This window comes from Aquisalibacillus elongatus, assembly GCF_003843875.1.
Classification (GTDB): domain Bacteria; phylum Bacillota; class Bacilli; order Bacillales; family Alkalibacillaceae; genus Aquisalibacillus; species Aquisalibacillus elongatus.
This window is the reverse complement of sequence record NZ_RKRF01000008.1, coordinates 462,817-476,291: the sequence shown is the minus strand read 5'-3', so window position 1 is coordinate 476,291 and position 13,475 is coordinate 462,817. Positions and strand designations below refer to the sequence as shown.

Annotated in this window: 16 protein-coding genes; 8 read left to right on the top strand and 8 right to left on the bottom strand. The window is 39.1% G+C overall.

Annotation, left to right across the window (positions count from 1 at the left end):
* Window positions 1-89 precede the first annotated feature (89 nt).
* Complete coding sequence (gltC, locus tag EDC24_RS07480; protein WP_124221239.1) at window positions 90-995, top strand: glutamate biosynthesis transcriptional regulator GltC; 906 nt, start codon at window positions 90-92, stop codon at window positions 993-995.
* Window positions 996-1,169: 174 nt separating this feature from the next.
* Here the strand turns inward: gltC and EDC24_RS07475 are convergent, their stop codons facing one another.
* Window positions 1,170-1,529 (bottom strand): cytochrome-c oxidase, encoded by a 360-nt coding sequence (locus EDC24_RS07475; RefSeq protein ID WP_124221237.1) that lies wholly within the window; start codon window positions 1,527-1,529, stop codon window positions 1,170-1,172.
* Between the two features lie 70 nt (window positions 1,530-1,599).
* Window positions 1,600-2,496: an AEC family transporter gene (locus EDC24_RS07470; RefSeq protein WP_124221235.1), complete on the bottom strand. Its 897-nt coding sequence runs from the start codon at window positions 2,494-2,496 to the stop codon at window positions 1,600-1,602.
* A 188-nt stretch (window positions 2,497-2,684) separates the two neighbouring features.
* On the opposite strand from EDC24_RS07470, the gene EDC24_RS07465 reads away from it, so the two are divergent.
* The 7 genes from EDC24_RS07465 to EDC24_RS07435 all read left to right on the top strand — a co-directional run bounded on the left by EDC24_RS07465 (window position 2,685) and on the right by EDC24_RS07435 (window position 8,461).
* The gene (locus EDC24_RS07465; RefSeq protein ID WP_124221233.1) at window positions 2,685-3,350 is read left to right on the top strand and encodes a GntR family transcriptional regulator; all 666 of its coding nucleotides are present in this window, start codon (window positions 2,685-2,687) and stop codon (window positions 3,348-3,350) included.
* A 23-nt stretch (window positions 3,351-3,373) separates the two neighbouring features.
* Window positions 3,374-4,054 carry a DUF2848 family protein gene (locus EDC24_RS07460; RefSeq protein ID WP_124221231.1) on the top strand — a complete coding sequence of 227 codons (681 nt, stop codon included), beginning with the start codon at window positions 3,374-3,376 and terminating at the stop codon, window positions 4,052-4,054.
* The gene (locus tag EDC24_RS07455) at window positions 4,055-4,846 is read left to right on the top strand and encodes a carbon-nitrogen family hydrolase (protein ID WP_124221229.1); all 792 of its coding nucleotides are present in this window, start codon (window positions 4,055-4,057) and stop codon (window positions 4,844-4,846) included. It abuts the gene before it with no gap.
* Window positions 4,847-4,871: 25 nt separating this feature from the next.
* Window positions 4,872-5,864 carry a TRAP transporter substrate-binding protein gene (locus EDC24_RS07450; protein ID WP_124221227.1) on the top strand — a complete coding sequence of 331 codons (993 nt, stop codon included), beginning with the start codon at window positions 4,872-4,874 and terminating at the stop codon, window positions 5,862-5,864.
* 92 nt (window positions 5,865-5,956) lie between these two features.
* The gene (locus EDC24_RS07445) at window positions 5,957-6,412 is read left to right on the top strand and encodes a TRAP transporter small permease (protein WP_170158506.1); all 456 of its coding nucleotides are present in this window, start codon (window positions 5,957-5,959) and stop codon (window positions 6,410-6,412) included.
* Window positions 6,409-7,683, top strand: coding sequence for a TRAP transporter large permease (locus tag EDC24_RS07440; RefSeq protein ID WP_124221223.1), 1,275 nt, complete (start codon window positions 6,409-6,411; stop codon window positions 7,681-7,683). Before EDC24_RS07445 ends, EDC24_RS07440 begins: the two co-directional genes overlap by 4 nt.
* A gap of 16 nt (window positions 7,684-7,699) precedes the next feature.
* Complete coding sequence (locus tag EDC24_RS07435) at window positions 7,700-8,461, top strand: putative hydro-lyase (protein ID WP_124221221.1); 762 nt, start codon at window positions 7,700-7,702, stop codon at window positions 8,459-8,461.
* 130 nt (window positions 8,462-8,591) lie between these two features.
* Here the strand turns inward: EDC24_RS07435 and EDC24_RS07430 are convergent, their stop codons facing one another.
* From EDC24_RS07430 to EDC24_RS07405, 6 genes are all read right to left on the bottom strand, one after another.
* The gene (locus tag EDC24_RS07430; RefSeq protein WP_124221219.1) at window positions 8,592-8,858 is read right to left on the bottom strand and encodes an HPr family phosphocarrier protein; all 267 of its coding nucleotides are present in this window, start codon (window positions 8,856-8,858) and stop codon (window positions 8,592-8,594) included.
* 15 nt (window positions 8,859-8,873) lie between these two features.
* On the bottom strand, window positions 8,874-9,770 hold the full coding sequence (locus EDC24_RS07425; RefSeq protein WP_124221217.1) for an AEC family transporter: 897 nt from the start codon (window positions 9,768-9,770) through the stop codon (window positions 8,874-8,876).
* A 6-nt stretch (window positions 9,771-9,776) separates the two neighbouring features.
* Window positions 9,777-10,925 carry a galactonate dehydratase gene (gene dgoD, locus EDC24_RS07420; protein ID WP_124221215.1) on the bottom strand — a complete coding sequence of 383 codons (1,149 nt, stop codon included), beginning with the start codon at window positions 10,923-10,925 and terminating at the stop codon, window positions 9,777-9,779.
* Window positions 10,925-11,575 carry a bifunctional 4-hydroxy-2-oxoglutarate aldolase/2-dehydro-3-deoxy-phosphogluconate aldolase gene (locus EDC24_RS07415; RefSeq protein WP_124221213.1) on the bottom strand — a complete coding sequence of 217 codons (651 nt, stop codon included), beginning with the start codon at window positions 11,573-11,575 and terminating at the stop codon, window positions 10,925-10,927. The genes dgoD and EDC24_RS07415 overlap by 1 nt, the downstream gene beginning before the upstream one ends.
* 74 nt (window positions 11,576-11,649) lie before the next feature.
* Window positions 11,650-12,930, bottom strand: a complete 1,281-nt coding sequence (locus EDC24_RS07410) for a TRAP transporter large permease (RefSeq protein WP_124221211.1) — start codon at window positions 12,928-12,930, stop codon at window positions 11,650-11,652.
* On the bottom strand, window positions 12,905-13,465 hold the full coding sequence (locus tag EDC24_RS07405; RefSeq protein WP_124221209.1) for a TRAP transporter small permease: 561 nt from the start codon (window positions 13,463-13,465) through the stop codon (window positions 12,905-12,907). The genes EDC24_RS07410 and EDC24_RS07405 overlap by 26 nt, the downstream gene beginning before the upstream one ends.
* Window positions 13,466-13,475: the final 10 nt, after the last annotated feature.

The following is a 13,475-nucleotide window of genomic DNA, read 5'->3' as shown; positions in this document are numbered from 1 at the left end:
ATCGTATGATTTTTCTGTTATGCTATCAATATATATATTCGATAGAATTAATCGCATTTTGAGATATATCGCTTACAAGGGTTGGTATAATGGAACTTAGACAACTTCGATATTTTATAAAAGTAGCAGAATTAGAACACGTGAGTGAGGCAGCTGCGGAATTACACGTAGCTCAATCAGCTGTCAGTCGGCAGATCGGAAACTTAGAAGATGAACTCGGTGTTAAACTTTTCATTCGAGGAAGCCGACGCATTCGCCTAACGCCTGTGGGAGAAATTTTTCTAACGCGCGTCAAAAGTGTCATGGCTGAATTAGAAAAAGCCGAACGCGAAATTTACGAATACTTAAATCCGGAGACCGGTACAATTCGTTTAGGTTTTCCAACGAGTTTAGCAGCTAAAACACTCCCGAACGTCATATCTGCCTTCCGAAAAGAACATCCGCAGATCGGATTCCAACTACAACAAGGTACTGTTAACGAATTAACGGAGCAAGTCGTTCAAGGTCATATCGATATCGCCTTCGTCTCCCCTGTTCCGTTCGGTCAAGAACAACTTGAAGGCCACATCTTTTTTACCGAAAAAATGATGGCGCTCCTGCCGAAACAGCACCAACTCGTGCACGAACCGCACTTGCGACTTGACTTACTTAGGCACGAGCCCTTTGTCTTATTCAGACAAGGCTACATTATCCGCGATATCGTCATGAAAGCCTGCTCCCAAGTAGGGTTCCAACCTCGCATCGCATTTGAGGGCGAGGATATTGACACGATTAAAGGGCTTGTCTCTGCAGGTCTTGGCGTTAGTGTACTTCCTGAAATTACACTAAACGACATGCCGATGCGCGACACAAAGGCAATTGAAATTATCGAACCAGACGTCACACGTACAGTCGGCATTGTCCTCCCAACCAATCGAGAACTCGCGCCATCTGAGAAAATTTTCTTCGAATTTCTACAAACCTATTACGAAAAACTAAATCAATTCGGATTTTAAAAAGAGGCGTCTTCGCGAAGACTGTCTCTTTTTGAGCACTCGGCTTTACTATCGAATAATCAATTTTTACTGACGAGTTCACATTAATTACTGTCGAATTTCTTCTCCAACTGACGAATCCCTTCCCTTTTAATCAAAAAAAGAACTTGGCACCTACCAAGTTCTCACCACCTATTAATCTTTAACATTCACAAAAACGTTAATTACAAATAAAACAACACCTAGGATGATTGCATACGACATCATCATCCCGAATGCTACGAACCCTGCAAAATCTGCACCTTGTATATATTGCGCTAACGCGTACATGAATAATGGAAGCCCGATCGTATGAAGCCAAAAGTGCCCTTTTGCCATCCAGTTATTCGCCGCATCTGGATACAACTTGTAAATCACACCAGCTAACGCAAACGACACCCAACCAATTAAATTAATATGAACGTGAACACCGGTTAACACATAGTCTTGTGCTTGTGACATATATTGGCCCATTAAAACACCGATTAAAAAATATAAGACCGATAGCCTAAACATCCACTTAACCACTTGTCTCACCTACTTTCATCGAGGTTAACTAATTAACCTTATGAAAGTAGATGTCAGATTATACCAAAAATATGAGTAAAACGGATATCGTGATGACACTAAGTACCGTCGTCATGAGTGTCACACTCGATACTAAGTCAGGCCTTGCTTTAAACTCAAGAGCGAACATCGTTGTCGTCGCAGCAGCAGGCATCGCAGCCTGAATGATGATTACTTTTCCTAATAAATCAGACACTGGTAGCAATGCAACGAGTCCAACGGCAATCACTGGCATGACAATCAGTTTCAAAGCTGAGCCTAACATGACTTTACCTGTTTCAAACTCCTTAAAGGAGATATTCGCAAGTTGCATGCCCAAACCAACCATCATGAGTGGCAATGCGACAGCCGACATGAAATTAACCATTTCCGTTAAACTACTATGCAGTTCAACCTCAAGTAAATTAAGCGCAATCCCTAAAATAATCGCATATGTTGCTGGCATCTTAAGCACTGCATATACCGCATACCGAAATTCGTAACCACCACGCGACGCATAATAAACGCCGAACACATTCATAATAATGGTTTGAATCGACATAAATACAATCGCATATGTAAAAGCTTCTTCACCGAACGTAAATAAAATGACAGGTGCACCATAATTCCCTGCATTCATAAACGCTGAGGATAAAATCATGCCACTTTCTTCACCGCGGTCCCATTTTAATACGACCGCCAAAATTTTTATAATTAAAATGGTACCAAATAATAACGCAAAACAGCTAATAACAATGTTCGTAAAAGCTCCACTAAACTCTTCATTATAAAAAGCTTCAAATACTAGAAACGGAATGAAGATATAAATGGTCATTGCTGAAGCTGTTTTAACGTCTAAATGACGCCACTTTTGAATTACATACCCTATAACAAACACGCTGATGATCGGCAAAACCACTTCAAGAAAGATCCCCATCTTTTCACCAACCTTTTAGTGTTCACTTTCCATAAACATAAATTACTAATTCTTAAATCATAATATGACGACCCGCTAATTGCAATGAACAGAACGAGCTTTAAAAAATTTTAAAAGTTGTTTGACAATAAAGCGTTTACATTCTATAGTGTATAATGTATACATCATACATTTAAGGAGAATTTAAATTGAGTGATTTCAAATTAAAACCCATTCAAAAGAAAAAAACATCCAAAGAACTCGTCTACGATGAACTAAAAAACGCAATACTACACGGCGCTATTTCTCCTGATGAATTACTAACTGAAATCTCGTTATCCGAAACCTTTAACGTATCAAGAACACCTATACGTGAAAGCTTAGCTGAGCTGACTAAAGAAGGATTACTCGTCCACGTTCAGCGCAAAGGCTTTAAGATACGTCAAATTTCAGATAATGAAAAAGAACAAATTATTTACTTAAGAAAATCAATGGAACAAGAATGCATCCGCAAGCTCGCCTCCTCTATCAGGGATGACCAAATCCATGAACTAGAAGAAATTTTAATTGAGCAAGAAGATGCGGCTAAACAAAACGACCGTGTTCGTAACATTGAGCTCGATCAGATGTTTCACAAAACCTTACTAGAATTTGCGGAACAAAACATGTTCAAAAAAATCTTCTTAGACCTTTACAACCTAACACGTGTCATCGGTCATGAAGCCTTAATGAAAAAAGGTCGTATGGAAGAAGTTATTGAAGAGCATCGCGCGATTATCGATGCTTTAAAAGAACATGACGAAGAGCTTGCCGTTAATAAATTACTCTTTCATTTAAGTAATACTGAAGTAATTGTCAATAATATAAAGCAATAAGAACTACATCTGGAGGGAATACTTTGACAACATTAACTTTTAATCTAGACATCAACGGCGTCCAAACCCCATTAGACATTGCCCATGTTTATTGCATCGGTTACACCGGACGAAACAAAGAAAAAACATTAGAACATATTAAGGAACTAAAAGAAATCGGCATTCCAGAACCGAGTGAAGTCCCTGCTCTATATCCAATTCGACTCACGAGTTTGAACCAATTGGGTCAAATGGATGTCATCGGTGGAAAAACGAGTGGCGAAGCTGAAATCGTCCTTCTTTTCGGTAATGATGAAACGTATATAACGGTTGGCAGTGACCACACTGACCGAGGTTTAGAAACCGTTGATATTAATAAATCCAAGCAAGTGTGTGATAAGCCTTTTGCAAGTGAAGCTTGGACATTATCTGATGTCAAAGATCACTGGGATCAACTCGAGCTTTCATCAGAAATTCTTATAAACGGCGAGTGGGTTTCGTATCAACAACATGAAATCTCAGCGATTATTCCATATGAAGAAATCGTCAAATACCTTGAAGATCATGAAGTTCCCTTTGAAAACTCAATTGTATTTGCTGGAACCGTTCCACTGCTAGACGGCTTTAAATTCGGAGAAGGTTTTAAGATGCGTTTAAATGACCCTATTTTAAATAAAACGATAGTAGCAACCTATACTATTAATCAAATCACAGGTGATGAATAAATGAAATTTTCCATCTATCAAATGGATGTTATCCATGGAGATCCTAAAGCCAATAGAGAGAGAGTAGCCGAATGGCTAGAAAAAGATATAAAAGAAAACAACCCTGATACCGTTGTTTTACCCGAAATGTGGACAACGGCATATACCTTACCCGAATTAAACGACATTGCAGATGAAAATGGACAACCTTCCATTGATTTCTTAAAAGAACAAGCGACGAAATACAACGTCAATATCATCGGTGGTTCGGTTGCCAATAAGAAAAACGGTGGCATTTATAACTCTGCCCTCGTTGTTGATCGAAACGGAAAGCTCGTTTATGAATATGACAAAGCACATTTAGTCCCAATGTTAAATGAGCCACAGTATCTTACAGGGGGTGAGAAACCAACAGAAGTTTTCGAACTGGATGGGCTAAAGTTTGGATTAATCATTTGCTACGACCTGAGATTCCCAGAACTTATCCGACCTCTGGCGTTAGAAGGTGCACAAGTCCTATGCGTCGTAGCCGAGTGGCCATCAGCTAGAAGAAACCACTGGAGAAGCTTGCAAGTCGCACGAGCGATTGAGAACCAAATGTATGTTGTTTCAAGCAATCGAATCGGCGAATATGATGGCCAGGAATTCAGCGGTAATTCCATGGTGGTCGATCCTTGGGGGGACATTTTGTCAGAAGGAAGTAATGACAAGCAGGAAGTCTTAAGCCTGTCACTTGATTTAGAGAAAGTCGATCAAGTCCGAAAAGACGTTCCGATCTTCGACAGTCGCGTCCCAAACCTTTACAAAAAATAATTCGACATCAAAGGAGAGATTAAGAATGAAAAAATTACTGTTATTAGTTGTATCTGCATCCTTATTAATCTTAGCAGCATGTGGCGGTGGTGATTCTGAATCAGGCGGTGACTCTGTTTCTCTAAAACTTGCACACTCTGGCTCTGATTCACACCAATATCAAATTGCCGCTGAGAAGTTTAAAGAACTAGTTGAAGAAAAGACAGATGGCGAAGTCTCGATTGAAATTCATGGTAACGCAACATTAGGAAGTGAAGCTGACGCAGTTGAACAGGTAATGGACGGTTCCATTGAAATGACAACTGTTGCTGCTGATAGCTCATTCTCTAATACCGTTGAAGAGATGAACGTATTTGGTATCCCTTACCTATTTGAAGACGAAGAGCACATTTACTCCGTTTTAGATGGTGACATTGGACAAGAATTACTAGGCAAAACAGAAGAATATGGCATGAAAGGCTTAGGTTATTGGGAAGTTGGTTTCAGACATTTAACGAATAATCAAAGCGAAATTAATGAACCTGCAGACGTTGAAGGTTTAGAAATCCGCGTTCAACCATCTGACGTTTGGGAACAACACATGACGGCACTTGGAGCAGAACCTACTCCAGTTGACTTTAACGAGCTTTACTCAGCATTAGACCAAGGCGTCGTTGACGGTCAGGAGAACCCATTACCAACAATTGATTCAATGAAATTTTACGAAGTTCAGGACTATGTTGCCTTAACATCGCACACGTATTCACCAGCCATCGTCGTTATGAACCAAGGTATATATGACGATTTATCTGAAGAGCATCAACAAGCAATTGACGAAGCAGTTGAAGAAACTACGGATTACCACAGAGAAACGCTAGCTGAAAAAGAAGACGAGATCATTCAAAAGCTAGAAGACAACGGTGTTACGATTACAGAACCTAATCGTGAAGCGTTCCGTGAAGCAACTAAAGATGTTAAAAACGCGGTAACTGACCGAGTACCAGAGGACTTAATTAACCGCATTGAAGACGCACGATAAAAAATTGAACAAGACTAGCTCCTAAACACTTAGCTCTAGCTAGGAGCTAGTCTTTTTTAACCTTAATTGTTCTATGAAATGAGGTGTTTCTATTGCTTAAAAAAATAGATACCTTGATCTACCGAATCGTGGAGATCATCGTCGGACTTACGCTAACAGCAACTGTTGTCGTAACCTTCCTACAGGTTTTATTTCGTTATGTCATTCAACAACCATTAACTTGGTCGCAAGAAGTGCTCATGATTTCATTCGTATACAGTATTTTATTTGGAGCAGCTCTTCTCATTCATAACAGCGGCCACTTGACGGTTGATTTATTTGAAGAAGCAAGTGGAATCAAGATAAAAGTTTTAAAAGTACTTGAATTTTTAGTAGTTGGGTTCACCATCGTCTTTCTTATTTATTACGGCATCCAACTCGTTCAAAACAACTTAGATTCTGGTCAAACATTAGGATTTTTAGACATCCAAAAAGCGTATGTGTACTTAGCTTTACCTGTCAGTGCCATCTTAATGTTTTACTTCCACGTTAGGAAGGTGTTTAGATGATTTGGATTGTTGTTCTATTATTTGCGCTCATATTACTCAGAATCCCGATTGCCTTTGCTTTAATTTTCGTTTCCATATTAGGCATGTTACTGAGTAACCCAGATTTATTAATCAATGTACCACGTAATGTATTTAATGGCATTGACCAATTTACACTTGTTGCCATTCCATTGTTTATTTTAGCTGGTGAACTGATGACGAAAGGCGGAATTTCAAAACGCCTTATAAACTTCTCGAAAACGGTCGTAGGTCCCTTGCCAGGTGGTCTTGCGATGGTCGTCATTCTATCTAGTATTTTCTTTGCAGCATTAACTGGCACAGCAATAGCTGCCGCAGCAGCAATTGGCGGCATGATGATCCCAGAGATGAAAAAAGACGGATACGATCTCCGTTTTTCAGCAAGCTTAGTGGCTTCAGCCGCGACGATCGGCCCGATTATTCCACCTAGTATCGTGCTTATTTTATACGGAGTAATGGCCAACCAGTCCATTGGCGATTTATTTATCGCAGGTGTTATTCCTGGTCTATTAATGGGTCTTGGATTAATGGTCTACAGCTATTTTGTTGGCAAAAAGCACAATTATCGTGCGAGTGAAACGCGCGCATCCTTTCGTGAACTTTTATACGGATTTAAAGATGCCATTTTAGCTTTGATTATGCCAGTCATTATTATTGGCGGTATTGTTTCAGGCGTGTTTACCGCAACTGAATCCGGTGTTATTGCGGTTGTGTATGCGATTATTATCGGCATGTTTGTCTATAAAGAAATTTCGATCAAAGACTTTAAACCTATTTTATTACAAACAGCTAAAACATCAGCAGCAATTGTATTTTTAATCGGTGGTGCATCCTTATTTATTTGGTTCTTATCCTTTAACCAAATACCGAACCAACTTATTGATGCTCTAGGCATCGTTGCAGACAACCCGATTTTATTACTATTATTAATTAACGTCATCTTACTATTAGCAGGTACGTTTATTGATACGATCAGTGCAGTGTCGATCTTCACCCCACTCTTACTGCCATTAGTCGAGCAAGTCGGTGTGGACCCGCTTCACTTTGGGATTATTTTAGCTGTCAACTTAACGATCGGTATGGTCACGCCACCACTCGGTGTGTGCTTATTTGTCACATCATCGATTGCTGAGATTAGCGTGCCGAAAATGTTTAAGTTTTTAATACCACAGGTCGCTATTTTAATCGTTGTGTTATTAGTCGTCACTTATTTACCGGATGTTATTTTGTTCCCTGTCGAGTTATTTAACTAACTAGAGGTGTTACACAATGAAAAGTCCTAAAGACATGAGAGAACTTTTCCGAAACAATGAACACGTTGGGACCACGAGCAACATGTGTCCCAATTATTTACAAACGAATTTAATCTCGTTACCTTATGAGTATGCGTTCGACTTTTTACTCTTTTGTTTTCGGAATCCAAAGTCCTGTCCCGTCATCGATGTTTTGGAACCTGGCCAGGTGGAACCCTCAATTGCCATTGGTGCAGATATTCGAAGTGATTTACCTAAGTATAGAGTTTATCAAAACGGAGAATTTTCTAGGGAAGTCTTTAATATTGCAGAGGAATGGAACGAGCGGTATGTAACATTCTTAATCGGTTGTAGCTTTACGTTTGAAAAAGCACTGACCGAAAAAGGCATTCAATTATTACATCAGGAACAAGGTAGCGTTATCCCAATGTATCGAACGAATATCCCCTGCCACCCAGCAGGCCCTTTTTCAGGCAATATGGTCGTCAGCATGAGACCCCTAAAGCCAGAAGAAGTCGATCACGCCGTTAAAATTACAAGCCGATTCGAAACATCACACGGTTCACCCGTTCATATTGGTGATCCTAAGGAAATTGGAATTGATGATTTAAACCAACCAGATTACGGGGAACCGGTTGATATGGATGATGATCGAATCCCTGTATTTTGGGCATGCGGCGTCACACCACAAAACGTCTTACAAAACGCCAGACTGCCAAAGTTCATCAGCCATGCCCCAGGCTATATGTTGATTACCGATCAATTCGAGGAAACTTAACCCCCAGATTGTGGATAATTCCATAATTTGGGGGTTATCTTTTGAATTTCGATGATATTTTGAGTTCTGATTTTGGCCTCTTGAGCTGTTAAATTGTAATTGTGAGCATTCAAACAACAATTCAGAGCACTTAATTTGCATTCAAGAAATGTTCAATAGCTTGTAAAGCGGAATCTGCATCTGGACCTTCACAAATGACTTTAACTTGATCATCACCTTGTAATTGTAAATTAACTAAACCTAATATACTTTTCAGATTTGCCTCCATCATGCTGCCATGCACATTTTTTTGAAGAAAAATTTCAGCGTCATACTTTTGAATAAGCTGACTTAATTCCATAATCGTTTGAGCATCATCCAGTTGAATCCGAATTGTTTTACTCACTTGATTAGACATTTTAAAAACCTCCTTTTAAACAATTAATAATAAAACAGATATCGTGAACACACTCATAATAGTTGTGACTAATGTAATACTAGAAACTAGGTCTGGTTTTGTATTAAATTCGACAGCATACATCGTTGTCGTTGCAGCTGATGGCATGGCAGACGAGACAATAAGAACCTTGGCTAATAATGGCTCCATATCTATAAATGATACAATGATAAAGGCTATAAGTGGAGATAAAAATAAACGTACAACGGTAGCATAAGATACTTTCCACCATTCTAGTTTTTCAAATTTGATGTTAGCTAGTTGCATCCCTAACACCACCATAACCATCGGCACTAATGCTGATGCTAACAAATCAACCGGTGACATGACGGCGTCTGGCATACGAATATCAAAGAATTTTACAAACATAACAATCATCAACGCATATGTCGGTGGCATTTTCAATACGGAGTAAACCGCTTTGACCATACCGCCTTTAGTCCCTCTCGCTGCATAATAAACTCCAAAGAAGTTCATAATAATGGCTTGTAGAACTAAAAAAGAAACGGAATAAACAAAGCCTTCTTCACCAAATGCAAATAATATAATCGGTGCACCATAGTTACCCGCATTCATAAAAGCCGTCCCTAAAACTAAACTACTCTCATCTGTTAAATCTAACTTTAAGATCCATTTCAAAATCTTATTAATCATAATAATGGCCAATAATAAAATAGCCGAAAAAACTACCATCTTAATGTATTGTTCATTTAGTTCTGATTCATAGAAGGTCTGAAACACTAAACACGGTAACATGACATAAAGCGCGACAGAAGAAACTGATTTGACATCTAGTTTAAGCCACTTTTGCAAAATATAACCTATAAAAAATATTGAAATAACTGGTAGGACTGTTTGTAAAAATACGCCCATTTTAACTTACCACTCCGCAACTGTTCCGTCTTGATGTCTCCAAACTGGGTTTCTCCAACGATGTCCTTTTTGAGCCATCTCCTCTACATATTCTTCATTAATTGAAATACCTAGCCCTGGATTTTTCGGAAGTGAAACATGTCCGTTTTGGTATTCAAAGACAGATCGATCATTTATATAATCTAGTAAATCGTTTCCTTTATTGTAATGAATGCCTAAAGATTGTTCTTGAATAAATGCATTATGACTCGTTGCATCTACTTGCAGGCAAGCAGCTAAAGCAATGGGTCCTAATGGGCAATGAGGAGCTAAGCCGACATCATAAGACTCTGCCATACTGGCAATCTTTTTCACTTCTGTAATACCGCCAGCATGGGATAAGTCAGGTTGAATAATGTCCACATAACCATCTTCAAATAGTGGCTTGAAATCCCACCTGCTATACATTCTCTCCCCAGTTGCGATTGGCGTAGCTGTGTGAGATGCGATATCGCGTAACGCTTCATTATGTTCAGGCAATACCGGCTCCTCAATAAACATTAACCGATACGGCTCTAATTCTTTAGCTAATATTTTGGCCATTGGTTTGTGAACGCGCCCATGAAAGTCAATGCCAATGCCGATATGATTACCAACCGCTTCTCTTACTGCTGCCACACGTTCTAAAACTTGATCAAGTTTTGCATACGTGTCAATATACTGAAGTTCTTCCGTTCCATTCATCTTAACTGCATGAAAGCCTTTATCTACTACTTCTTTCGCAGCTTGTCCAACATCTGATGGTCTGTCGCCTCCTATCCAAGAATACACTTTAATCGATTCGCGACAAGCGCCACCCATTAATTCATAGACAGGTGCATCATAATACTTGCCTTTAATATCCCATAATGCCTGATCAATACCGGCAATTGCACTCATATGAATGGGGCCACCTCGATAAAAGCCACCTCGATACATGACATTCCAGTGATCTTCGATGTGTAATGGATTTTTCCCTACGAGATAGTCTTCAAGTTCATGAACCGCAGCTTTAACCGTCTCAGCCCGTCCTTCAATAACAGGCTCTCCCCAGCCGACAATCCCTTCATCCGTTTCAACTTTCAAAAACAACCACCTAGGTGGTACAACGTAGGTGGTTAGCTTTGTAATTTTCATTATTCAACACCTCTTCCATTGCGAATTTCACTAAGAAAGGCACTTGCTTTCTCTTTAATTTTTTCCATATCCGACTGCTGGATAGCCTCACGGTCAATAAGCGATCCTCCAACACCTACAGCAACTGCACCATTTTTAATATACGCTGCCGTATTCTCAATATCGACACCACCAGTTGGAATCATTGGGATATGACCTAAAGGCCCTTTTAAATCCTTTAAGTAACTTGGTCCAACTGCAGACGCCGGGAAAATTTTCACCGCATCCGCACCAGTATGGTGGGCTTGAACGATTTCAGTTGGCGTTAAAACACCGGGTATTGATATGGCGTTAGATTGATTCGTTAGCCTGACCACTTCTTCATTATATGAAGGTGAAAAAATAAATTTAGAACCTGCCTCTAATGCTTGTTGAGCTTCGTCGATTGAAACAACAGTTCCAGCACCAACTAAAGCACGGTCTCCGTACTGCTTATTTAATTGTTGGATTGATTTAAATGCATCTTCACTATCCACCGTTAACTCTAGAACATTAACGCCTGATGAGATTAACGTATCAACTAAAGGAAATAAGCGCTCTTTAGGTACACGCCTTAATACAGCGATCATACCTGTCTGTTTCAACATTTCTAGGTTTTTTGACTTTTCCATTAGCCGTCTCCTTCCAAAAAACAAATTAAAAAAAGATAGCTGACAGAACTAAAAAAGCCTGTCAGCAACTTTTACTAATCACCTAATGAGACCAACCAAGTTGACAATTCTGGGATGAAAACAATCATTAATAATGAGAAAATCATCGCAAAGAAAAATGGGATGACCGCTTTAGAAATCCTCTCAATCGATAACCCAGAAATCCCCGAACTCACAAACAAATTGACTCCCAATGGCGGTGTAATAAATCCAATTGCTAAACTAACAACCATGATAATACCGAAGTGAATTGGGTCATAACCAATATTCAAAGCGATCGGTAATAAAATTGGTGTTAAGATAATAATGGCAGCAATCGTATCCATAAAACAGCCGACTAGTAATAATAGAGCTGTGATTAATAGAATAAGAATAATTTTATTTTCGGTTAAACCTAACATCCATTCTGCGATTTGGTTAGGAATTTGTTCAATCGTTAAATACTTACCAAAAGCATTGGCTGTTCCTACAATAATTAAAACAGTTGCCGTCGTTAGCGCTGAATCAGCAATTAATTTCGGTAAATGTTTGATCTTTAATTCACGGTGTAAGAATAAACCAACGACAAGTCCATAAAACACAGCCACGACTGCCGCTTCTGTTGGCGTAAATTTACCACCGTAAATTCCACCTAAAATAATGACTGGAATAACCATAGCCCATTTTGCATCCCAAAATGTTTGCAAAATATGTTTCATTGTTATTTTTTCAAGTGTACCTTTATAACCCATTTTCTTAGAGTGTATATAAGCCCATGTCATTAAACCAAGACCAACAAGTATACCCGGAATAATTCCTGCAATAAACATATCTCCTACGGAAGCACCACCTGTTACCCCATAGATAACCATCGGAATACTTGGTGGTATAATCACACCAATAGAACCTGCAGCAGCTACTGTTGCCGTAGCAAAGGCCTTTCCGTAACCTTTACGCACCATAGCAGGAATCATAATCGACCCAATTGCCGCCACGGTCGCTGGTCCAGAACCAGAAATCGCCGCAAAGAACATACACGTTATAATCGTTGCGATTGCAAATCCACCCGTTTTGCTTCCGACTAAGGCATTAGCAAAATTAAACAGTCGTTCAGAAATACCGCCTTTACCCATAATCTCACCGGCAAGGATAAAGAATGGAACGGCCATAATTGGGAACGAATCAAGAGAGGTTACTAACTCCGTCATTAAAAAGGAGATTGGCACAGACTCTGAATAGACAATCGTTAGTAACGTGGCAATACCCAATGCAATTCCAATAGGAACACTTATAAGTAATAGTAAAGCAAAACTACCGAACAGTACCGTTACTGTCATCTGTGACTTCCTCCTTTTCTTCTAATACTCTCTCTCTTTCATCTGCAACATCCATTTCCTTTTTTCCAATTAACATTAGAATCTGACGATACATGTTTTGGATCAAGCGAATTACGGTTAAACCCATGCCTATTGGAGCAGCTAAATAGACGAGTCCCATTTCAACTTGTAAGGCGGGAGATTTTTGTCCCAATCTTAGTAGATTAGACGAAATATCACTACCGTAATAAACCACTAAAACGGCAAATATTAAGAAAAGTAAATTAGCAAACAAGGATAATAAAACTTTCCATTTACCTTTTAATAAGAACAATATGACATCTACTTTAATATGGCGTTGTTTCTTAACACCATAACTAATACCGATATATACTAACCAAATAAAACAATAACGTCCTAATTCTTCAGACCATGATAGTGAACTTCCCATTTCACGCATGACAACTTGTAGAAAAATGACGGTTGTCATCACACTACCAATAATCACTAAAAGCCATTCTTCAATGTGTTGTTCAATCTTCTTTAGCAAAAACATGACTTCACCT